Genomic DNA, 20211 nt, shown 5'->3' on the forward strand with positions numbered 1-20211 from the left:
AAAGCATGGCACGTATGGAATGTGCTCGGAGGTACTTGGTTTTGGGATGTCGCCGTATCTTGTCTGCTTCGCAAGGTAGTGGCGCGCCCGGCGGGACTTGAACCCACGGCCTTTGGCTCCGCAGGCCAACGCTCTATCCACTGAGCTACGGGCGCGCACGCAAGGAGCCAACCGCAGGCCGATTATAACACGTCCGATCCGCCCTCCGCAGTCGCACGGCTCCGGCGAAACGCGGTATGGGCGAATATGGTAGAGTAGACGTTACGCTTCCGGGGTACTCTCCCCGGTAGCATCTCATCCCAGGCGACAAGAAGGTGCGATTATGAGAGGGGTTGCGTGGGCCGTGCTGGTGGTCCTGGCCCTGCTGGGGGAACCGGCTTTCGCCCAGGCCAATACGACTATCTCCGCCGGAGTGCACGTGGCCGGCGTGCGGATCGGGGGGGTGGCGAGCGAGGCCATCGCGGCCTTCGGCAGCCTCTACAACCAGGCCGACTCGCGCTCCGGGAAATACACGCTGTACGAGTGGCCGCTGCGGCCCTTCGTCGTCATCACCGAGAAGGAGTCGGGGCGCATCGTCCTCTGCGTGATCGTCCTGAGCGACCTCTACCGGACCGACAAAGGGAACATCACCGGCGGCAGCGAGCGGGCGGCGGTGGAGGCGGCCTACGGCCGGGAGTTCACCACCGAGGAGGACGAGAGCTCGACCACCCTGGTCTACGACGGCCAGGGGATCGCCTTCGACATCGGCAAGCGGGGGGCGATGAGCGGCCGCGTCGTCCAGATCGTCGTCTTCGTCCCCGGCCAGTGGAAGGCCATCACCCAGGGATTGTAGGGCCGGACGGCGGGTGTGGTAGGATAGATGCGTCCGGAGGGGTGACCGAGTCGGCCGAAGGTAGCCGCCTGCTAAGCGGTTGAGCGGGCAAAACCCGCTCCGTGGGTTCGAATCCCACCCCCTCCGCCAGGTCCGGCCGGCCAGGTCTAGCCGCAGGGCTCTTGGGGAATCCCTCAGATAAGGGAGCTCCGTCCCCCGCTACCCCCTCCAACGCAGACCCGTTACCCCCGCGGAGCTCCCTTTAGTGTTTGGCGCGGAGGTCAACCGGGGGAAGGCGGCGGGCCGCGGCCCGCCGTCGAAGTGCTCCGCCCAGGCGGCCAGCTCCTTGCGGAACCGCTCCAGCTCGAGCCCCAGGTAGGTGGCCGGGTAAGAAGCCAGCCGTCCCCGTCCCCTGGCCAGCAGGGCGCGACGGCCGTGGTGGTTGCCCTTCTCGTGGTGGTAGAAGGCGGCCGCCACCTGGACGAGACCGTGGAAGAGCTCTCGGGAAGCGCCCGTCTCCTTCTTCCAGAGGGCTTCGGTCCACTCGTGGCACTCGAAGAAGAGGCCGGCATTGAAGAGGATGGCGGCGACGCGGACCGCCTGCTCGGTGCCGCCGCTTCCGGCTTCCCGCCGCAGGGCCGCCAGGGCGTCGAGGAGACGGCTCAGCTGGCGCTCCGCGTACTCGTAGTACGGCGCAAAACGCGCGGCGAGTCGGACAACGTCGACGTCGCCTTCGAGCAGCCCGGCGCGCTCCAGGTGTCCGATGTCCCGCGGCTCCGGGCGGCTCCCCAGCGGCGCGGCCAGGACCGCGGCGCGGGTCAGGCACTCCCCCCGCGTCAGGGCCGGTGCGCTTCCGTCCGACCCACGGGAAGCCTCCCGGGCACAGGCGGCGGCGACGGCCACCCGGGAGACCCGGGCGGGATCGCCGATCGCATCCAGCGCCAGATCGGCCAGCAGGTGCTTCAGCTCGACGTAGGACATCAGCTTCCGCGGAATGCGGCCAGCGTCTCGACGAGCGCCTGGGGGGTGGTGACCGGCGGGGCACAGAAGGCGCCGGCGCAGACGAAGGCGGTGGGGACCCGGGCGTGGCCCAGCATCGCCCGCGCGGCTTCCGGTACGGGGACGTCCTCCTCACCGTCGGCGCGATGATGGCTGATCAGGCGTCCCGGCCGCCAGGCGCGCAGCGCCGCCCCGTGCAGGGCCTGCGTGCGCGGATCATCCGGCGCGCCGACGATGGCGATGTGCGCCGGTTCGTAGAGCAGGTGGTCGAGGGCGATGAACAGCGTGGACGCATACACGGCGTGCGGAGCCAGGCCCGGAACGAAAGCCGCCAGGAGCCGTGCGGCGAGCGAGCGATAGCCGTCCAGCCCGAGCAGCCGGGACAACCGCAGCAGGACCAGGGCGCCGACCCCATTGGGCGACGGCGTGGGCGAATCCTGGAGCGGCCTGTAGGGCGTACTCAGCCCGGCCTCGTCGCTCTTCCCCGCGTCGCGGAATCCCGGATCCTCCCAGAAGTCACGGAGCGCGGCGTCCGTGACGTCCCGTGCAATGCGCAGATAGCGGGTCCGGCCGGTGACCTCGTACGCGTCGAGGAGGGCCTGCGCCATCTGCACCTGATCGTCGGCCAGACGCAATCCGTCCCCGCCCAGGACGTGGACGAACCCGCGCCCCGGCGCATACCCCTCGGCGATGAACCGCTCCAGCGAGCGCAGCGCCGGATCGCGGTACGCCGGTTCGTCCAGCGCGGCGGAGGCCGTCAGGAAGGCCGAGATGGCCAGGCCGTTCCAGTTCGCATAGCAGGCGGTGTCCACGTAGGGCGCCGGGCGGCGGCTGCGGGCCTCGGCGAGTTTGCGGCGGCCCGAGGCGAGGAGGGTGTGGACCTCCTCCACCGGGCGCCCGGTCAGGGCGGCGACGACGTCCGTATCGCGGTCGACGAAAAGGACGTGCCGGCCGTCGCCGGGCATCTCGCCCCGGCCGCGCAGGTGGTAGTGCTCGGCCAGGACGGTGAACTCGTCCGCCGAGAGGACCTCCTTCGCCTCCGCCTCCGTCCAGGTGAAGTAGCCGCCGTCGTCGCCGGGACCCGCGTCGGCATCCTGGCTGCCGAAGAATCCCCCCTGCCGGGGATCGGCCAGCACGGCGGCCATGAAGGTCGCCGTGTCGCGGGCCACGGCCGCGAAGAGCGGATGGCCGGTGGCCTGGAAAGCCTGGGCGTAGTTCGCGAGCAGTCCGGCGTTGTCGGGGAGCATCTTCTCGAAGTGGGGGACGATCCAGCGGGCGTCGGTCGCGTAGCGGTGGAACCCGCCCCCGAGCTGGTCGTGGATACCGCCGCGGGCCATCTTCTCCAGCGTGCGCACCGCCATCTCGAGGAAATCGTTCTGCCCCGTGCGGGCAGAGACGCGCAACAGGAAGGCCAGCGTGGAAGGATGGGGGAACTTGGGCGCGCCGCCGAAGCCCCCCTCCACGGGATCGTAGAGGCGGCGGATCGAGGCCAGCGCCGTCTCCAGGTGCCCGGGGTCCAGGGGCCCGCCGGCCTGCGGGCCGGCCAGCACGGCGGCCAGCTGGCGGTGCAGCTGCTCCGCGGCCCCCACCGCCTCGTCCCTGCGGTCGCGGTAGTAGGCGGCGACGCTGAGGAGGACGCGTCTGAACCCGGGCCGGCCGTAGGCGTCGTCCTTCGGGAAGTAGGTCCCGCCGAAGAAGACCTTGCCGTCGGGCGTGAGGAAGGCGGTGAGCGGCCAGCCGCCCTGGCCGGTGATCGCGCTCACCGCGTTCTGGTAGCGGGCGTCGATGTCCGGCCGCTCGTCGCGGTCCACCTTGATCGGGACGAAGTGCTCGTTGATGATCCGGGCGACGTCGGGATCATCGTAGCTCTCCTGGTCGATGACGTGGCACCAGTGACACCACACCGCGCCGATGTCCAGCAGGATCGGCTTGTCCTCCGTCCGGGCCCGCCGGAAGGCCTCCTCCGACCAGGGCAGCCAGGCCACCGGCTGATGGGCGGCGCCGCGCAGGTAGGCGCTGCGCGCATCGGCCAGGCGGTTGGGGCTCATGGGGCGCCCGCCCCGCCCCCCTGACCCTTCGCGGCCTGCTCCACGAAGTTGAGGCGGAGGGTGGCCACGAGGTTGTCCAGTTCCCTCCGCTCCCGGTCGTCGGTGCGCGGCCTGAGGTGCTCGACCAGCGCGGCTGCGGCGTCGATAGCCAGGCGCGCGTCCTCCAGATTCCGCTCGACCTTGTGCGTGGCCGGGTCCGGGACCAGCCCCAGGGCCTGCCAGGCGCTGCTGGCCAGCAGGGAGACGCACCACCGCACCAGCTCCGGGGGCCGGAGCGGGACGCGCTCGGTCTCGGAAGAGGGTGCCTCTTCCCGCGGGATATCTCTCTGGCGCTGCTCGGGCGGTGTTTCCGTCATCGCCCTCCCTCCAGGCAGCAGTGTAGCGGTGACCGTACAGTGAATGCGACCGCGATCCTAGGGGAGGAGCTCCCGGACAGGGATGGGACGTTGGGGGAACGCCAGCGGGGCGATCTCTTCACTCCCACCCAGGCGGATGTGGGAGCGATACCCCGGCCGTCCGTCCCGGTCGCGGCCCGGATCGCGGTATACGTCGACCGCGGCGGCAGCCAGATCAAGGACCCAGTAGTCACGGATACCTGCGCCCGCGTAGAGTGGTCCTTTACGGTCCCGGTCGAACTCGGCCGTGGTCTCCGCCACCTCCACAACCAGGACCGCCGTGGTCGGTTGAGCGTCGCGATAGTCCCTTGGCGTCCCCGAGACTACGGCCAGGTCCGGTTCCGGCTCAGATTCGCCGGAAACGGCCAGAGGCAGCTGGACGCGCACGTGGTAGCCGGAGCCGCAGACCGCTCTCAACGCATCGGCGACCAGGCTCACGGCCGCGGCATGCGCGGGTCCCTGGGGTCCCATCTGCACGATCTCCCCGTCGATCAGCTGGACCCCGTCATCCTCCCCCAGCACGCCGTGCCGGCCCAGCCGTTCGTACTCCGCTCGCGTCCACCGCTTGAGCTGTACGTTCACCGCGGGACACCTCGTGTGACCCTATTGTATCGCCCGCCCGTGTTCAGGGCGACTGGGGGGCCGGCTTCCGGGAGAACCACTGCACGCCGGCCACCCCGGCCACCGCCGCCAAAGCCAGCAGGTCGAGGGTCGCCGCAGGGTAGATCAGCAGGAGGCCCGCGGCGACGAGGACGGCGCGCTCCAGCAGGGTGGCCCGGCGCAGGAGCCAGCCGTTGACGCCGGCGGCCATCGCGCCCAGCCCGGCGGAGGCGGTGATGGTGACCTTGATCACGTCGGCGACGGGGGCCCGGAGCAGCAGTCCCATCCCGTCGGGGTGCACCGTGAACATGAAGGGCACGACGAAGGCGGGCAGGGTGTACTTCCAGGCCAGCAGCATGGTCTTGAAGGGGTTCCCGCCGGTGAGCGCGGAGGCGGCCATCGGCGACAGGCCCACCGGCGGCGAGACCTCCGAGAGCACCGCGTAGTAGAAGATGAACATGTGCGCCGCCAGTTCGTGCACGCCGAGCTTGGTCAGGGCGGGCGCCACGGTCACCGCGGCAATGATGTACGTCGCGGTGATGGGCAGGGCCAGGCCCAGCACCCACAGGGCGAGCGCGGCGTAGATCAGGGTGAGGATGAGGCTGCCCCCGGCCAGGCTGATGATGATATCCGACAACTTGAGCCCCAGCCCCGTGAGGTTGGTCACGCCCACGATGATCCCTGCGGCGGCGGTGGTCACGCCGATGTTCAGCACCTGCCGGCTGCCGTTGGCCAGCGCCGCGACGAGCTTGCCCGGACCCAGCGCCGTGTCGCGCCGCAGGTAGCTGGCCAGCCAGGCCACGATCGTCGCCCAGAAGACGGCCTTGATCGCCGTGAAGCCGTAGACCATGAAGGCGGGGATGACGACCAGCGAGCTGAGCAGGTACCAGTACCGCAGGGCCAGCCGCACCGGGTTTTCCGTGGCGATCTCGACGTGGCGCAGGGCGAAGCGCCGCGCGTCCAGTTCGATCATCAGGAAGATCGCCAGGTAGTACAGCGCGGTGGGGATGATGGCCATGATCAGGACGTCCAGGTAGGAGATCTTCAGGATTTCGGCGATGATGAAGGCCGCCGCGCCGAGGATGGGGGGCGAGATGACCGCGCCGATCCCCCCGGCCGAGAGCAGCCCGCCGGCCGACTCCCGGTCGTAGCCGGCCTTCTTCAGCAGCGGGTAGGCGATGGCCCCCACAGTCACGGTGGTGGCCACCCCGCTGCCCGACGGTCCGCCCAGCAGGAACGAGGCGACGGTGACGGCCTGCCCCGCGCCTGTGCGGCGCCGTCCGGTGAGGGCGAAGGCCAGGTCGACGAAGAACTTGCCGGCTCCCGACTGGTCCAGGAACGACCCGTAGATGGTAAAGAGGATGATGAAGGTCGAGCTCACCGCCAGCGGGATGCCGAAGATCCCCTCCAGGGTCATGTACAGCTGCCCGACCAGGCGGGAGAGGTCGTAGCCGCGGTGCGTCCAGGGCGCCGGCAGGAACGGCCCGGCGAAGGCGTAGACAAGGAAGGCGACGACGACGACGAGCAACGCCTTGCCCACCGTGCGGCGCGTCGCCTCCAGGATGAGCAGGATCGTGGTTACGCCGAAGATCAGGTCCCAGCGGTTGGGCACCACAGAACGATAGACGAAGGCGTCGAAATCGACGAACACGTAGCCCAGCGAGACGACGGCGGCCGCCGCCAGGAGGAGGTCGAGGACCTGGATGCGCCGGTAGGCGCCGCGCCACCCCGGATAGAGCAGGAAGGCCAGGGTCAGCACGAAGAGGAGGTGGATCGTCCGATGGATTTGGGTGATGATGTTCGCCGTCGTCGCCCAGAGGTGGTAGAGCGACATGACGACGAGCGCCGCGGTGATCAGGCGGCCGGCCAGCCCGCCCGGATGGCGCGTCTTCCCTTCGTACTGCTCGACGAGTTCCTCGACTTCGGTCTGAGAGGCGGGCAGGGGGGCCTCGGCAGGGCCGGCCATGGTCAGCGGCGCGCGACGGTGACCCGGAGCTGCGTTCCCGCGCCGGCCTGGAAGAGAGGAACGGCCCGCCCGTGGACGATGAGACGCTGCCGGCCGGTGGCGCCGACGCGCAGGATGAGTTCGGGCAGCCGGGCGGAAGCTTGCGCCGCGTAGTAGGCTCCTTCCCTTGCGTAGGGAGCCCGCAGCCCGTTGTAGTCCAACACGGCCTCGCTGGTGCTGCGGACCGCGACGAGCGCGAAGCCCCGGGCGGTGACGACGAGGCGTTCTTCCGTAGGAGCCAGATAGATGGAGTTGGTGTAGGCCAGGACGACCTCGTCGCCGAGGCGGACGGGCAACGACCACAGCCGCCGCCCGTCCGCGTCCCTGACCGTCAACACCCAGCCGGATCCTGCCGCCGGGACGGTGAGCCCGGCGAGGAGTACCAGGAGGACGGCCGCCACCCGCACGCTAGAATCCCTGGACCCCACGTTCTCGGAAGTAGCGGATCGCCCCCGGGTGGAAGGGCACCGGGGAGCGTCCCGCCACGCCGGTGATCGTGATGTTGGCCGCTTCCTTGTGCACCGCGGCCAGTTCCGCCCGCCGCTCGTAGATCAGCTTGGTGATCTGATAGGCGAGGTCGGCGGAGAAGTCCTGGTGCACGACCAGGAGGTTGGCCACGCCCACCGTCGGCGCATTGGCCGGGGAGCCGGGGTAGATCTCCTTCAGGATGACCGAGCGGAAGTAGAGGTTGCCGTACTTCTTCTGGAGTTCGGGGAGCGTAGTGTCCAGGGGGACCAGCCGGATCCGGATGCCCGGCGTGGTGGCCAGGTCCAGCACGGCGGCCGTGGGCAGCCCGCCGCTCCAGAAGAAGGCGTCAATCTTGCGGTCCTTCAGCGCGTCCGCCGATTCGGCCACGCCCAGCCGCTCCTTGCGGATGTCGCGGTCGGGGTTGATTCCCGCCGCTTCCAGAATCCGCAGGGCGGTGACCTCGGTCCCCGACCCCGGAGAGCCCACGGAGACGCGCTTGCCGCGCACGTCGGCGATGGTGGTGATGCCGGTGCCGTCGAGGGTCACCAGATGGTTGAAGTTGTTGTAGATGGGGGTCAGGGTCCGGATCGGGATCGGGTTCCCGCGGAACGCGGCCTCGCCCTTGTAGGCGTCGAAAGCGGTGTCGGCCAGGGTGAAGGCGATGTCCGCCCGCTTGGCCCCGATCAGGCGCATGTTGTCCACCGACGCCGAGGTCACTTCGGCGGTGGCCTGGACGTTGGGGATGTACCTGGAGATCAACTGGGCCAGTCCGCCGCCCAGGGGGAAGTAGACGCCGCCGGTGCCACCCGTGACGATGGACAGGCGGACGCTCGGCGCGGAGAGCGCGGAGGGGACCCACAACGAGACAGTGACGACCGCTATGACGGCTACGGTCAGCACGCCCTGCCAGCGTGCGCGATTCATGACTCTCGACCTCCGGTTTTGACGGATTCGCACCCGATGCTTTCGGCGGGAGCGTTTCCCCGCCCTGCGGTCAGCGGACCCGCGGATCCAGGGCCTCGCGCAGGCCGTCTCCCAGGAGATTGAGGGCCAGGACGGTGATGAAGATGGCCAGCCCGGGGTACAGGGCCATCCAGGGCGCCGTGCCCAGGTAGGGCTGGGCGAAGTTCAGCATGGAGCCCCAGGACGGCGTGGGGGGCTGCGTGCCCAGACCCAGAAACGATAGGGCCGCCTCCGCGGTGATGGCCGCGGCCGTGGACAGCGAGGCCTGCACCAGCACCGGCGAGATGATGTTGGGGAGGAGGTGCTTGCGGATGATGCGCCCGTCCCCCGCCCCCAGGGCCCGCGCCGCCTCCACGTAGTTCTGCTCCCGCTCGCTGAGGACCTGACCGCGGGAGAGGCGGATGAAGCCCGGCATGAAGACGATGCCGATGGCGATCATCGCCTTGTCCAGTCCCGCGCCCAGGACCGCGGCCAGGGCCAGGGCCAGCACCAGGAAGGGGAAGGAGAGCATGGCGTCGGTGATCCGCATCAACACGTCGTCCAGCCGGCCCCGATAGTATCCCGAGATCAGCCCCAGGGGCAGGCCGGCCAGGACGGCGATCCCCACCGAGATCACGCCGGCCAGCAGCGAGGTGCGCGTGCCGAAGATGACGCGGCTCAGCACGTCGCGGCCGAGGTCGTCGGTGCCCATCAGGTGCTGCCGACTCGGGGGCTTGAGGGTGTTGAAGAAGTCCGGCCGGATCGGGTTGTAGGGCGCGATCCAGGCGGCAAAGACCGCCAGGAAGACGATGAGCAGGACGACCCACGACCCGGCCAGCGCCATCCGGTTGCGCGCGAACCGCCGGAGCAGATAGCGGAGGCCGCGGGCGGCGGGCGCCCAGGCCGCCGCCAACGCCTCCGCGGGCAGGACCGCCTCCGCCGCGCGGGGGGCGCGCATCATCCCGTCGGTTCCTCCAGGCGGATGCGCGGGTCGAGGAAGGCGTAGGTCACGTCCACGAGCAGGTTTGCCAGGACCACGGCCAGCGCGGCGAACAGCACCACGCCCTGCACCATCGGGTAGTCGCGCGTGAGGATCGACTCGATCGCCAGCCGGCCCACCCCCGGGACGGCGAAGATGGACTCGGTGATGACCGCGCCGCCGAGCAGTCCGCCCAGCTGCAGCCCCATGATCGTGGCCACGGGGATCATGGCGTTCTTCATGGCGTGGCGCACCAGGAGGACCTGATCGGCCAGCCCCTTGGCCCGGGCCGTGCGGATGTAGTCGCTGCTCAGGACCTCGATCATGCTGCTGCGCAGCAGCCGCATCACCAGGGCGGCCAGCCCGGTGCCCAGCACGATGGAGGGCATGACCATGAGCTTCAGGTTGCGCCCCAGATCCACCCAGGGCTCAACGTATCCCGACGGGGGCAGAAGCCGCGCGTTGACCGCCAGCAGGTAGATGAGCATGATCCCCAGCCAGAAGTTGGGGATGGAGATGCCGGCCAGCGCCACCGTCGTCGCCCCGTAGTCGATCACGGTCCGCCGCTTCCAGGCCGCGAGTACCCCGGCGGGGATAGCGATCACCCAGGCCACCAGCAGGGAGGTCACCGCCAGTTCGGCGGTCACCGGGATCTTCAGCAGGAGCGTGTCCAGCACCGGACGTCCGTCCCGCACGGAGCGGCCCAGGTCGCCCCGCAGCACATGCCCCATCCAGATCGCGTAGCGCACGATCAGCGGCCGGTCCAGCCCCATCTGCTTCCGCAGCACGGCCAGGGCCTCCGGGCTGGCTTCCTCTCCCAGCATGATCCGCGCCGGATCGCCGGGGATCAGGGCGATCAACGAGAAGACGATCAGGCTGACAAAGAACAGAACCGGGATCGTCAGGAGCAGCCGGCGGAAGAAGTACCGGGTCATGTCGCGGAGGGGTGGGACACGGGAGGGGAGGCGCGGGCGCTCCCCTCCCGTCTCGGCGCCGTTACCTCATGGATTCAACCACACATTCCTGAACCTCATCATCCCGTCCGAGATGTGCACGAAGCCCTGCAGCTTGGGGCCGAGCACCTTGTACTCCTTCGGCCACCACAGGAACAGGTAGGGCAGATCGTCGTTCAGGACGTTCATCACCTCGGTGTAGGCCCGGCGCCGCTGGTCCGGCGTGGTCAGGATGCGCGCCGCGTCCAGCAGCGCGTCCACCCGCGGGTTCGAGTAGGCGCTGTTGTTCAACCCGCCGCCGGTGACGAAGAAGCCGTAGATGTTCCCGTCCGGATCCGGCCGGCCGCTCCAGCCGAGCAGCGAGGCCTCAAAGCGGTGGGCGTCCAGCTGGCTCAGCAGCGCCCCGAACTCCACGATCTCGATGTTAACCCTGATCCCGACCTCCCCGGCCATGGACTGGATGACCTGCGCCACCTGCTGCGGGACCCGGCCCGGCGTGACCTTCAGGGTGAAGGCGAAGCCGTTGGGCTGGCCGCCCTCGCGCAGCTTCTGGCGGGCCAGGTCCAGGTTGCGCTCCGGGATGCGCGAATTGGCAGGGATGCTGTAGGTGAACATTCCCGGCGGGAACGGGCCGTTCGCCGGATCGGCGGTCTCGCCGAAGACGACCTGGACCAGGGTGCGGCGGTCGATGGCGGCGTTGAGGGCCTGGCGCAGGGCTTTGTTGGAGAAGATGCCCGACTGCACCTGGATCCACATTCCCTGCCAGCCCAGCCCGCTGCGCGCAAACAGGCGCAGGACCGGGTCGGTCTTCAGTTTGGGGATCTCCGCGGGCGCCACCTGGTCGATGATGTCCAGTTCCCCCGCCCGCAGGTTGGCCAGCCGCGCGTTCTCATCGGTGAAGGGCCGGTAGACGATCTGCTGCACGTTGCCGGCGCCGCGGTCCCAGTGCCGGTCGAACCGCTCCAGGACGATACGCTCCTGCGGCCGCTTCTCCACGAACCGATACGGCCCGGTTCCGACCGGCTCCCGCGCCAATCCCTTGCCCAGGCGCTGCGCCGCGGCCGGGGAGACCATCATCCCGGCTCGGTCGGAGAGCACGGCCAGGAACGGGCTGTAGGGCTTCTCCAGCGTGATCCGCACCGTGAGGGGATCCACGACCTCGACCTTCGTCACCAGGTTCACCTCGCTGAAGCGCGGCGAGCCGAAGCTACGGTCCAGCATGCGGTCGAAGTTGGCCTTCACCGCCTCGGCGTTGAAGGGCGTGCCGTCGTGGAAGACCACGTTCGGCCGCAGTTTGAAGGTGTAGACGCGGCCGCCCTCGGTGATCGTCCAGGAGGTGGCCAGCATCGGGACGATCTCCAGGTTCTCGTTGATGTCCACCAGCTTGTCGTACAGGTTCTGGAAGACCTGGCGGTCTACCGCGGCGGTGGACTGGTGGGGGTCCATGTTCGGCGGGTCGGCGTTGAGCCCGACGCGCAGGGTGCCGCCGCGCCGCGGCGCGGCGGTGGAGATCGCCGTAAAGGCCAGGACGGCGATCACGACGAGGGCGAGCAGTCGCTTCATCAGGCATCACCCTCCCACGGGGAGACCTTCGATATTTGGCGCCGACCCTGTGGCCGGTGCCGCAATCGCTGAGTAAGTGGGGTTTAATTGGCTCCGCAACGGGCCGTTCCTGCCCCACGGCGCGGCCCAAAGACGAACATTGTAACGACGTCCGGGGAGACCTTCAGCGCAGCGGGTGCGCCTTGACGTAGGCGAGCCTCCCGCCGGCCAGGATGTACGCCCGCTCCCGCGGATTCAGGTCCACGGCGACCTCGAAGCTCGTCCCCCGGCTTGTGTTGCGCACGGTTAAGCGCGTTGCGGCGCCTTCCAGGTGGGCGCGGACCTCCGAGATCTCCAACTCGTCGCCCTGTTCGACGTCGTCATACGCTCGCGGGTCGGCGAAGGCCATGGGGAGGAGGCCCCAGTTGATCAGGTTGGCGCGGTGGATGCGCGAGAACGATTTGGCGATGACGCCTTTGATCCCCAGGAACATCGGGGCCAGCGCGGCGTGTTCGCGGGAGGATCCCTGGCCATAGTTCTCCCCGCCCACGATGAATCCGCCGCTGGCGGCCCGGGCCCGGGCGGCAAAGGTGGGATCCATCCGGTGGAAGACGTATTCCGCCAGCTTCGGCACGTTGGAGCGGTGGGCCACGATCTCCGCGCCGGCCGGCATGATGTGGTCGGTGCTGATGTCGTCGCCCACCTTTATCAACACCGGTCCGCTCACCGCCGCTTCCAGCAGCGGTTTGACCGGGGCCGGACGGATGCTCTCCCCCCGATGGATCTCGATCTCGGCCGCCTCGGCCTCGTCGGCCGGGGGAATGAGATTTGGGTCGTCCTGCCTGATCTGCGCAGGCAGCTCGGCCAGCGGAGGACTGATCCCGAGTTCCCGCGCCAGGTCCCGTGGGTCGGTAATCGCCCCCATTATCGCCGTGGCCGCGGCGGTCTCCGAGCTGGCCAGGTACACCTCGTCGTCGGGCAGGCCGCTGCGGCCCTTGAAGTTGCGGTTGATGGCCCGCAGGCTCTTCGTGCCGGGCGCGGGGACGTGTCCGAAGCCGATGCACGCCCCGCAGGTCGGCTCCGCCACGTTCACGCCGGCGGCGAGCAGATCCGCCACCCCGCCCTCCTCGGCGAGGCGCTCCAGGTCGGCCCGGCTGCTGGGATGGATGAAGAAGTAGACCTCGGGGTGGACGCGGCGGCCCCTCATGATGTGGGCGACCGCCCGCAGGTCGGTGTACGAGCCGTTGGTGCACGAGCCGACCATGACCTGCTGGACCTTCGTCCCGGCGACCTCCCGCACAGGGACCACGTTGTCGGGCAGGCTCGGTCGGGCCACCAGGGGTTCGATCGTCGAGAGGTCCACCTCCAGGTCGTCGTCGTAGTCGGCGTCGGGGTCGGGTTCCAGCTCCCGCCAGTCCCGCTCCCGGCCCAGGCGGCGAAAGTAGTCGCGGGTCAGGTCATCCGAGGGGAAGATCGAGGTCGTGGCGCCGAGTTCGTAGCTCATGTTCGTAATCGTGACGCGCTGCTGCGCGTTCAACGTTCGAACCCCGGGCCCCGTGAACTCGAAGATCTTTCCCCTGCCGCCGCGCACGGTGAGCCGGCGCAGCAGCTCCAGGACGACATCCTTGGCCGTGGACCAGGGCCGCAGCTGCCCGGTCAGGTGCACGCGCACGACGTGGGGCATGTCCAGATGGTAGGGGCCGCCGCCCATGGCGATGGCCACGTCCATGCCGCCCGCACCGATGGCGATCATTCCCACGCCCCCGCAGTGCGGGGTGTGGCTGTCCGCGCCCAGCACCGTCTCGCCGGGCACGGCGAAGTGTTCCAGGTGAATCTGGTGGCCGATGCCGCTGGCCGGTTTGGCGAACCACACGCCGTACTTGCGGGCCGCGGTCTGCAGATAGAGGTGGTCTTCCATGTTCTCGGGCCTGATGTGCAGGACGTTGTGGTCGGCGTAGCAGGCGGCGAGGCGGCAGCGCACCCGCGTGATGCCCATCGCCTCGAAGTGCAGGAAGGCCTGGGTGGCGGTGAGGTCCTGGGCCAGGACCTGGTCGATCCGGATGCCGATCTCCTCGCCGGGGACCATCCGCCCTTCCACCAGGTGGGCCCGAAGGATCTTTCCGGTCAGGTTCTCGTCCATCTCGACTCCTCCGCTGCCTTCCATTATGACCCGGGAGGGATGGGCAGGCTACCGGTGACAGGACCGCGAGGGGTTCAGGTGGGGTTACCGCGTGGGGTCCATCAACCGCAGCGACTTGAAATACCGTCTGTAGAATCCCCGGTCCCGACTCAAGAGTGCATCCGCCTGGACCAGGGCGTGAGCCCCGATCAGGAAGTCCGCGATCACACGCCCGCGCGCGGCCCGCGCTCCTTGCCGGCTCTGCCGCCAGAGGCTTCCGGCCAGCTCGGCGGCCTGGCTCGAGATCGCGTCGAACTGAACTCCCAGGAGGTCGAGCGCTGCGGCGAACGCTTCTCCGGTAGGGTAGTGGGCACGGACCTCCGCCCACACCACCTCGCAGGCCACGAGCGCTCCTGAGTCGTAGGCCCTCCGAAGCGCCTCACGGGACCGCTCTCCGAAATGGGGATCGGCTCCCAGGACGTCGAGGAGCACAGACGAATCGAGCGCGGTCTTCACGGGCGTCGCGGCCGTCGTCCACGCATCTCGTCCAAAAGAGCGTCCGTCGGCCTGCCCAACCGGAGCGTGCCGAACACACGGTCGACGGGATGTCCGCCGGGACTTCCTTTCCGCATCAGGGCGGCGCTGCCGTGGATCTCGAATTGCACGACCGTCCCCGGACGCAACCCCAGCTTGCTGCGGATCTCCGCTGGAACGGTGACCTGCCCTTTGCTGGAGATCTTACTCTTCATACTCGCAAGGTATTACGTAAAGGGAAAAATGTCAAGAAAATGGACCGCCCTGGACCGGTTCCACGGCCTGGCGCGCGGCGCGCAGGCGGTCTTCGCTGGTGTCCACGGGGATGACGCAGCCGGCGGCGACGATGTGGCGTCGGCCTCCCGTCTGGGCCACGGCGTTCCGGATCTCTGCGACGATGTCGTCAGGAGATCCCTTGAGCAGGGTTTCCCACTCGTGGAGGCCCCCGGCCAGACACCCCGAGAAGCGATCCCGGGCCTCCGCCAGCGAGGGCGGCGTCCGGCGGTCGTGCCAGTTGATCACGTCCACCGGATAATCGGTCAGGATGTCGAACATGATGTCCGTACCGTGGATGTGCAGCACGCGCACCTCCGCCTCCGCCGCCGCCTCCAGTACGCGCAGGTCGTAGGGCCGGCCGAACTCCTCGTACTCCTCAACGGTCAGATACGGTGTCGTTGCGCACTGCGTGGCGAAGAAGACACCGTCGGCGCCGGCGGCCAGGGTCTCCGCGGTGAAGCGCGCCGTGACGTCGGTGATGACCTCCAGTCCCCGGTGCAGGTCGTCGGCGTTCTCCCGCAGGTAGCGGACGAGGGCCTGGTCGCCGGCCAGCGCGCGGGCGATGGTCAACGGACTGAACACCGTGGAGAGGATCAGCTCCTGAGGCAGCGCCTCGCGAATCAGGCGCAGGGCGTGCAGCTCGCGCCCGTAGACGCCTCCGCTGACATCCAGGAATTTCAACCGTCCCCAGTCGGCGGGCCCTTTGATCGGCCGGTCGGTGATGTGCCGTACCCCCTCCGGGTTGGGCCGGTAGCCGGCGCGCAGCCCCCAGTCGTCGCCGTAGTAGCCCGAGGCCGGCGTCACCTTGAGGAAATCCCAGCCCCATTTTTTCTGGAAGTCGATGTGGGCCCGGGCCAGCGTCTCCGCTTTCTGGTCCTGCTGGGGGAAGTGCCGCCACAGAGCGATGGGCACCCGGTCGACGGGGTCGCCCCGGATCGCGGCCAGGACGCGCTCGCGTCCGCTCATCGGCCGTCGGCGGGGGCGCCGTAGCGCTTCCGCATGAAGGTCAGGATCTCGCGGTCCGCGAAGTCGTCATCCCGCCAGCGCTCCTCGAAGTTCTCCACGGCGCAGAAGCGGCGGAACGCCTCCTTCGTCCTCAGGTCGTAGACGCCGGTGATCTCCCCGTCGTAGAAGCCCAGGCGGCGCAGGATCTCCTGCACCTCCCCGGCCACGTTGCCCGCCAGCCGCGTCAGGTTCTGCGGTACGGTGGCGCCGAAGTAGAGCCGGTGCAGCTCGAGAAGCTTCCGCAGTTCGGCGATCGGCGTCGGGTGGTCGTCCACGCGCAGGTCGATGTAGCGGTCGAGCCACCCGCCGTAGCCGCCCTTCTCCTTCACCACATAGAGCGCGGCGGACTGCTGGCCGCGGCTGTCGCCGCCCTCGGCCTGCCCGGCTTCCAGCGCCGTGACCAGCCGCTCGGGCAGCGGACCGGAGGAGTGCTCGAAGGTGGCGGCCATGGCCGTCACCACCGCTTCCCCCGTCAGGATGTTCCCCTGGCAGGTGTACCCCCGCCCCGTGCGGTGGCCCGCCCAGCGGAAGCACTCCCTGCCCGTCCAGGCCGCGGCGCCCCCGGTGCGGTCCACGACACCCACCTGGCGGTGTTCGCGGTCCTGGTCCGCCTCCGTGAGACGGCGCACCACCTCTTCGGCGCCGAGGCCCTGCTCCAGCAGCGCCAGGCCCTCCGGGCCGTAACTCAGGTTGGCCCAGGCCTGCGTGGCAACGGCCCCGGCGCCGGACCGGGCCCAGGGGACCGCGGCACCCACGGCCAGGAACTTGCTGGCCACGCCCACGCCCAGTTCGCAGGTGGCCGGATCGAGGGCGACGATGGAGAAGGTGGCGATGAGGGGGGCGGCGGCCGGCGTCATGAGACCACCAGGTCGGTCAGGGTCTTGGGGAACTTCGTCAGGACCTCGCAGCCCTCCGCGGTGACGACGACGGTGTCGGAGTGGCGAAAGCCGCCCACCCCCTCGACGTAGATGCCGGGCTCCACCGACATCACCATCCCGGGCTGCAGGACCGTGTCGTCGCTGGCGGAGAAGTAGGGCGCCTCGTGAATCTCGATGCCGATGCCGTGGCCCGTGCGGTGCGTGAACTGCGGCCCGTAGCCCGCTTCTTCGATCACCTGCCGCGCGGCCCGGTCCACCTCCCGGCACCGGACGCCGGGACGGATGGCGTCGATGGCGGCCTGCTGGGCGCGCACCATGACCTCGAAGAGGCGGCGCTGTTCCCTGGTGGGCGACCCGACGAAGATGGTGCGTTCATCTTCGGAGGAGTATCCTTCGACCACGCAGCCCGTCCCGTGGATGACCACATCGCCGGGGGCCAGCCGCCGGCCGGAGGGGATGGAGTGGGGGAGCACCGACTTCTCGCCGGAGACCGGCCGCGAGCCGGCAGCGATGTGCAGCTCCGGGTAGCGCCGGGCGGCCATCTCCAGCATCGCGGCGTTGCCGCGGGCCATGATCTCGATCTCGGTGGCGCCCGGGACGCTGGCTTCCACCTCCACGCCCATGCCGTGCTCGGCCAGCTCGCAGCCGATCCGGATGAGGCGGAGTTCGTCCTCGTCCTTCACCAGGCGGAGCTTCTCCACGATCCCCCTGACCGGTACCAGCGGCCCCGCCCAGGCCTCGCGCAGGTAGGCGTGACCGTCCACCGTGAAGGCGGTGGCCTCGAAGCCGACGGCGCGGCCCTGCAGGCCCAGCTCCTCCATCGCCTGCACGGTCCGATCGATGGCCAGTTGGAAGGTGGACTTGCCGCTGAGGCCGCCCAGTGCCGTGTCGGAGTAGGTGCGGATCTCGGTGAACCGGGAGCGCTGGCGGGCGTGGGAGGCTTCCAGTTCGGGGACGATCAGGACACTGTGCTCCCAGACCACCGCCAGCACCGGCCGGGAGTAGGTGATGGCCCGGAATCCCGACACGTAGTAGGTGTTGGCGGGGGTCAGGACGATCAGCGCCTCGACCCCGGCCTCCCGCGCCGCCCGCAGGACCTGCCCGCTGCGCATCGCCTCTTCCTCCTACTCTCCCAGCTCGCGTTTCATCTGGAACATGTACGTGGAGAAGCCCAGGCGTTCCCAGAAGCGCACGGCGTCGTTGTTGGAGGCCACAGTCAGCTCCACGAGGGTCACGCCCTTGTGGCGCAGCCAGGTCAGGATCTCCTCCACCAGGCGCCGGCCTACACCCCGGCGGCGGTAGGCGCTGCGGACGTAGACGTCGTGAATGTACCCCCGCCGGCGGTGGGCGAAGAAGGACGGCAGCATGGTGATCCGGCCGATGGCGTAGCCGATGATCTGGTCGCCGTCGCGGGCGATCACGGCCAGGGCGTCGTCCCGCCCGATCAGCGTGCGCAGGTAGGCGCCGTACTCGTGAGGCCACTGCGGCGAGGGGGTGAAGGCGGAATCAAGGTGGGCGTGAAACCCGGCCAGTTCGCCCCACACCGGCAGGATTGCTCGTACGTCGCGGGCCGTCGCCCGCTGGATCTGGACGGTCATCGGCGCACGGGAGTTCGGCATCGGGTGGAATTCCTTCCCGGCGGAAGCCAATCCTCCGGCGGAATAGGCCGCCATGGGTGAGGCCATCGTCCAGGTCCGCGGCCTGGCCAAGCGCTACGGCCCGCTGACCGCCGTGGCCGGCGTGAGCTTCGACGTCTTCCGGGGCGAGATCTTCGGCATCCTGGGCCCCAACGGCGCCGGAAAGACCACCACCCTCGAGATGATCGAAGGGCTGCGGCGCCCCGACGCCGGCACGGCCCTGGTGGACGGGGTCGAGGTGGGGCGCGATCCGCGCGGCGTCCGCGAGCGCATCGGCGTCCAGCTCCAGGAGGCGGGGTTCCTCGAACGCCTGACGGTGGAGGAGACGCTGCGCCTGTTCGCGGCTTTTCACCGCCGCCGGACCTCGATCGACGCCTTGATCGACCGTCTGCAACTCACGGAGAAGCGGAGGGCCTGGGCCGGGACGCTCTCCGGCGGGCAGCGGCAGAGGCTGTCCATCGCCGTCGCCCTGGTCAACAACCCGGGCCTCCTGTTCCTGGACGAGCCGACCACGGGGCTGGATCCCCAGGCCCGGCGCAACCTCTGGGACGTCATCGCCGGATTTCGCCGCGAGGGCCGCACCGTCGTCCTCACCACCCATTACATGGAGGAGGCGGAGCGGCTCTGCGACCGGGTGGCGATCATGGACCACGGGCGCATCGTGGCTCTGGACACTCCGCAGGCGCTGATCCGGGCCCACGCCCCGGCGCCGACGATCCGCGTCACGCTCATCGACGGACGGGCAGATTTTGAGGCGCTGCCCGGTGTCCGGCACGTGGAGCAGGAGAACGGGGAAGTAGCGCTGGCCTCGTCGGATCCGATGAAGACCGTGCAGGCCCTGATGGATCTCGAGCGCACCGGGACACTGCGCTTCCACCAGCTGCGGATAGACGAGGCGACGCTCGAGGATGTCTTCCTGCACCTCACCGGCCGGAGGCTGCGGGAATGAACGCCTTCCTGATGACGGTGTATTTCGGGTTCAAGCACTACATCCGCGACCGCAGCAGCGTCTTCTGGGGGATGGTCTTCCCGCTGCTGTTGATGGGTCTGATCGGACTGGCCTTCGGTCGCGGAGGGGAGCTGTCGTTCCGCGTCGGGTTCGTCGGGTCCGGCGGACCGGTGGCCGAAGGGCTCCGTCAGGGGTTGGGCGGGGTGGTCGTCTTCCGGGTCACCGACGAGCGGGACGAGGCCGCCGCGCTGGAGGAGCTGCGCCGGGGCCGGCGCACGCTGGTCGTCGTCGTGCCGCCCCCGGGCTCTCCCGGTCCGCTGCGCGTCTACTTCGATCGGGCGCGGGTGCAGGAGTCTCAGACCGCCCTGGTCATCCTCGAACGCTTCGTGGCCGAGGCAAACCTGAGGCTCGCCGGCGTGCCGCCGCTGGTCCGCATCGAGGCCCTCCCGACGGCCGCCTCGCCGCGGCTGCGCTTCTTCGACTTCCTGCTCCCCGGTATTCTGGCCATGACCGTGATGAACACCGGTCTCAACGGCGTGACCTGGGTGATGACGGCGTACCGCAAGGAGCTCATCCTCAAGCGCGTCCTCACCACCCCGGTGCATCCCTTCGCCTTCATTGGCGGGCTCGTCGCCCGCTGGGCGGTGACCAACCTGTTCCAGCTCGCGGTGATCATGGCCGTCGCCATCCTGGCCTTCCATGCGACCGTTGTGGGCAGCCTGTGGACGATCGCCGCGCTCGCCGTCCTGGGCACGCTCGCCTTCGTCGGCATGGGCTTCGCCATCTCCGCGGTCTCGAAGACGCCGGAGTCGGCCAGCCTCCTGGGCAGCGTGCTCAGCTTCCCGATGATGTTCCTGGCCGGGACCTTCTGGCCGCGGGAGTTCATGCCGGCGTTCCTGCAGCCGGTCATCTCCGCCCTGCCGCTCACGCCGCTGGTGGAGGCCATGCGCGGCGTGGCCGCCCGCGGCGAGCCGGCGGCGGCCTACCTGCCCGGTCTGCTCTACATCGCCGCCTGGGGCCTGGCCTCCTTCCTCGTGGCGGCCTGGCGGTTCAGGTGGGAGTAACCGGCTA

20 protein-coding genes and 2 tRNA genes are annotated in these 20211 nt (G+C 69.5%); 4 read left to right on the top strand and 18 right to left on the bottom strand.

Annotation, left to right across the window (positions count from 1 at the left end; translation table 11 throughout):
- Positions 1–79: 79 nt before the first annotated feature.
- Positions 80–155: transfer RNA gene (locus QN141_01970), tRNA-Arg, on the bottom strand.
- 167 nt (positions 156–322) lie between these two features.
- Between QN141_01970 and QN141_01975 the strand changes: the two genes are divergently transcribed.
- Both QN141_01975 and QN141_01980 read left to right on the top strand, forming a co-directional pair.
- Positions 323–832: a hypothetical protein gene (locus QN141_01975; protein ID MDR7557237.1), complete on the top strand. Its 510-nt coding sequence runs from the start codon at positions 323–325 to the stop codon at positions 830–832.
- Positions 833–867: 35 nt separating this feature from the next.
- A tRNA-Ser gene (locus QN141_01980) sits at positions 868–961 on the top strand.
- A 69-nt stretch (positions 962–1030) separates the two neighbouring features.
- Here the strand turns inward: QN141_01980 and QN141_01985 are convergent.
- The 17 genes from QN141_01985 to QN141_02065 form a co-directional block, all read right to left on the bottom strand.
- The gene (locus tag QN141_01985) at positions 1031–1792 is read right to left on the bottom strand and encodes a DUF309 domain-containing protein (GenBank protein ID MDR7557238.1); all 762 of its coding nucleotides are present in this window, start codon (positions 1790–1792) and stop codon (positions 1031–1033) included.
- On the bottom strand, positions 1792–3858 hold the full coding sequence (locus QN141_01990; GenBank protein MDR7557239.1) for a thioredoxin domain-containing protein: 2067 nt from the start codon (positions 3856–3858) through the stop codon (positions 1792–1794). Before QN141_01990 ends, QN141_01985 begins: the two co-directional genes overlap by 1 nt.
- Positions 3855–4214 (bottom strand): DUF1844 domain-containing protein, encoded by a 360-nt coding sequence (locus tag QN141_01995; GenBank protein MDR7557240.1) that lies wholly within the window; start codon positions 4212–4214, stop codon positions 3855–3857. The genes QN141_01990 and QN141_01995 overlap by 4 nt, the downstream gene beginning before the upstream one ends.
- 57 nt (positions 4215–4271) lie before the next feature.
- Complete coding sequence (locus tag QN141_02000; protein ID MDR7557241.1) at positions 4272–4835, bottom strand: Uma2 family endonuclease; 564 nt, start codon at positions 4833–4835, stop codon at positions 4272–4274.
- Positions 4836–4878: 43 nt separating this feature from the next.
- Positions 4879–6819, bottom strand: a complete 1941-nt coding sequence (locus QN141_02005; GenBank protein ID MDR7557242.1) for a TRAP transporter fused permease subunit — start codon at positions 6817–6819, stop codon at positions 4879–4881.
- Positions 6820–6821: 2 nt separating this feature from the next.
- Positions 6822–7265, bottom strand: a complete 444-nt coding sequence (locus QN141_02010) for a hypothetical protein (protein ID MDR7557243.1) — start codon at positions 7263–7265, stop codon at positions 6822–6824.
- Between the two features lies 1 nt (position 7266).
- Positions 7267–8250, bottom strand: a complete 984-nt coding sequence (locus QN141_02015; protein ID MDR7557244.1) for a TAXI family TRAP transporter solute-binding subunit — start codon at positions 8248–8250, stop codon at positions 7267–7269.
- A 70-nt stretch (positions 8251–8320) separates the two neighbouring features.
- Positions 8321–9226 (bottom strand): ABC transporter permease, encoded by a 906-nt coding sequence (locus QN141_02020; protein MDR7557245.1) that lies wholly within the window; start codon positions 9224–9226, stop codon positions 8321–8323.
- Positions 9226–10182, bottom strand: coding sequence for an ABC transporter permease (locus QN141_02025; GenBank protein ID MDR7557246.1), 957 nt, complete (start codon positions 10180–10182; stop codon positions 9226–9228). Before QN141_02025 ends, QN141_02020 begins: the two co-directional genes overlap by 1 nt.
- A 66-nt stretch (positions 10183–10248) precedes the next feature.
- A complete protein-coding gene (locus tag QN141_02030; protein ID MDR7557247.1) occupies positions 10249–11763 on the bottom strand; it encodes an ABC transporter substrate-binding protein in 1515 nt (504 codons plus the stop codon).
- Between the two features lie 163 nt (positions 11764–11926).
- A complete protein-coding gene (locus QN141_02035) occupies positions 11927–13882 on the bottom strand; it encodes an aconitate hydratase (protein ID MDR7557248.1) in 1956 nt (651 codons plus the stop codon).
- Between the two features lie 84 nt (positions 13883–13966).
- Complete coding sequence (locus tag QN141_02040; GenBank protein MDR7557249.1) at positions 13967–14377, bottom strand: type II toxin-antitoxin system VapC family toxin; 411 nt, start codon at positions 14375–14377, stop codon at positions 13967–13969.
- Entirely contained in the window at positions 14374–14610 is a 237-nt protein-coding gene (locus QN141_02045) for an AbrB/MazE/SpoVT family DNA-binding domain-containing protein (GenBank protein ID MDR7557250.1), read from the bottom strand. The genes QN141_02040 and QN141_02045 overlap by 4 nt, the downstream gene beginning before the upstream one ends.
- 31 nt (positions 14611–14641) lie before the next feature.
- On the bottom strand, positions 14642–15637 hold the full coding sequence (locus QN141_02050) for a uroporphyrinogen decarboxylase family protein (protein ID MDR7557251.1): 996 nt from the start codon (positions 15635–15637) through the stop codon (positions 14642–14644).
- On the bottom strand, positions 15634–16533 hold the full coding sequence (locus QN141_02055) for a DUF1028 domain-containing protein (GenBank protein ID MDR7557252.1): 900 nt from the start codon (positions 16531–16533) through the stop codon (positions 15634–15636). The genes QN141_02050 and QN141_02055 overlap by 4 nt, the downstream gene beginning before the upstream one ends.
- Positions 16530–17666 carry a Xaa-Pro peptidase family protein gene (locus tag QN141_02060; protein MDR7557253.1) on the bottom strand — a complete coding sequence of 379 codons (1137 nt, stop codon included), beginning with the start codon at positions 17664–17666 and terminating at the stop codon, positions 16530–16532. Before QN141_02060 ends, QN141_02055 begins: the two co-directional genes overlap by 4 nt.
- 12 nt (positions 17667–17678) lie before the next feature.
- Positions 17679–18173, bottom strand: a complete 495-nt coding sequence (locus QN141_02065) for a GNAT family N-acetyltransferase (GenBank protein ID MDR7557254.1) — start codon at positions 18171–18173, stop codon at positions 17679–17681.
- Between the two features lie 52 nt (positions 18174–18225).
- On the opposite strand from QN141_02065, the gene QN141_02070 reads away from it, so the two are divergent.
- The gene (locus tag QN141_02070; protein ID MDR7557255.1) at positions 18226–19140 is read left to right on the top strand and encodes an ABC transporter ATP-binding protein; all 915 of its coding nucleotides are present in this window, start codon (positions 18226–18228) and stop codon (positions 19138–19140) included.
- Positions 19137–20204 carry an ABC transporter permease gene (locus QN141_02075; protein MDR7557256.1) on the top strand — a complete coding sequence of 356 codons (1068 nt, stop codon included), beginning with the start codon at positions 19137–19139 and terminating at the stop codon, positions 20202–20204. The genes QN141_02070 and QN141_02075 overlap by 4 nt, the downstream gene beginning before the upstream one ends.
- The last annotated feature ends 7 nt before the right edge of the window (positions 20205–20211 follow it).

The sequence above is a fragment of the Armatimonadota bacterium genome, assembly GCA_031459765.1.
Taxonomy (GTDB): Bacteria; Sysuimicrobiota; Sysuimicrobiia; order Sysuimicrobiales; family Kaftiobacteriaceae; genus Kaftiobacterium; species Kaftiobacterium secundum.

Coding starts and splice junctions, on each gene's coding strand:
- QN141_02075 (MDR7557256.1), top strand. CDS start 19,137: ATGAACGCCTTCCTGATGACGGTGTATTTCGGGTTCAAGCACTACATC.
- QN141_02065 (MDR7557254.1), bottom strand. CDS start 18,173: ATGCCGAACTCCCGTGCGCCGATGACCGTCCAGATCCAGCGGGCGACG.
- QN141_02015 (MDR7557244.1), bottom strand. CDS start 8,250: ATGAATCGCGCACGCTGGCAGGGCGTGCTGACCGTAGCCGTCATAGCG.
- QN141_02025 (MDR7557246.1), bottom strand. CDS start 10,182: ATGACCCGGTACTTCTTCCGCCGGCTGCTCCTGACGATCCCGGTTCTG.
- QN141_02030 (MDR7557247.1), bottom strand. CDS start 11,763: ATGAAGCGACTGCTCGCCCTCGTCGTGATCGCCGTCCTGGCCTTTACG.
- QN141_01990 (MDR7557239.1), bottom strand. CDS start 3,858: ATGAGCCCCAACCGCCTGGCCGATGCGCGCAGCGCCTACCTGCGCGGC.
- QN141_02020 (MDR7557245.1), bottom strand. CDS start 9,226: ATGCGCGCCCCCCGCGCGGCGGAGGCGGTCCTGCCCGCGGAGGCGTTG.
- QN141_01985 (MDR7557238.1), bottom strand. CDS start 1,792: ATGTCCTACGTCGAGCTGAAGCACCTGCTGGCCGATCTGGCGCTGGAT.
- QN141_02060 (MDR7557253.1), bottom strand. CDS start 17,666: ATGCGCAGCGGGCAGGTCCTGCGGGCGGCGCGGGAGGCCGGGGTCGAG.
- QN141_02035 (MDR7557248.1), bottom strand. CDS start 13,882: ATGGACGAGAACCTGACCGGAAAGATCCTTCGGGCCCACCTGGTGGAA.
- QN141_02055 (MDR7557252.1), bottom strand. CDS start 16,533: ATGACGCCGGCCGCCGCCCCCCTCATCGCCACCTTCTCCATCGTCGCC.
- QN141_02050 (MDR7557251.1), bottom strand. CDS start 15,637: ATGAGCGGACGCGAGCGCGTCCTGGCCGCGATCCGGGGCGACCCCGTC.
- QN141_01975 (MDR7557237.1), top strand. CDS start 323: ATGAGAGGGGTTGCGTGGGCCGTGCTGGTGGTCCTGGCCCTGCTGGGG.
- QN141_02045 (MDR7557250.1), bottom strand. CDS start 14,610: ATGAAGAGTAAGATCTCCAGCAAAGGGCAGGTCACCGTTCCAGCGGAG.
- QN141_02005 (MDR7557242.1), bottom strand. CDS start 6,819: ATGGCCGGCCCTGCCGAGGCCCCCCTGCCCGCCTCTCAGACCGAAGTC.
- QN141_01995 (MDR7557240.1), bottom strand. CDS start 4,214: ATGACGGAAACACCGCCCGAGCAGCGCCAGAGAGATATCCCGCGGGAA.
- QN141_02070 (MDR7557255.1), top strand. CDS start 18,226: ATGGGTGAGGCCATCGTCCAGGTCCGCGGCCTGGCCAAGCGCTACGGC.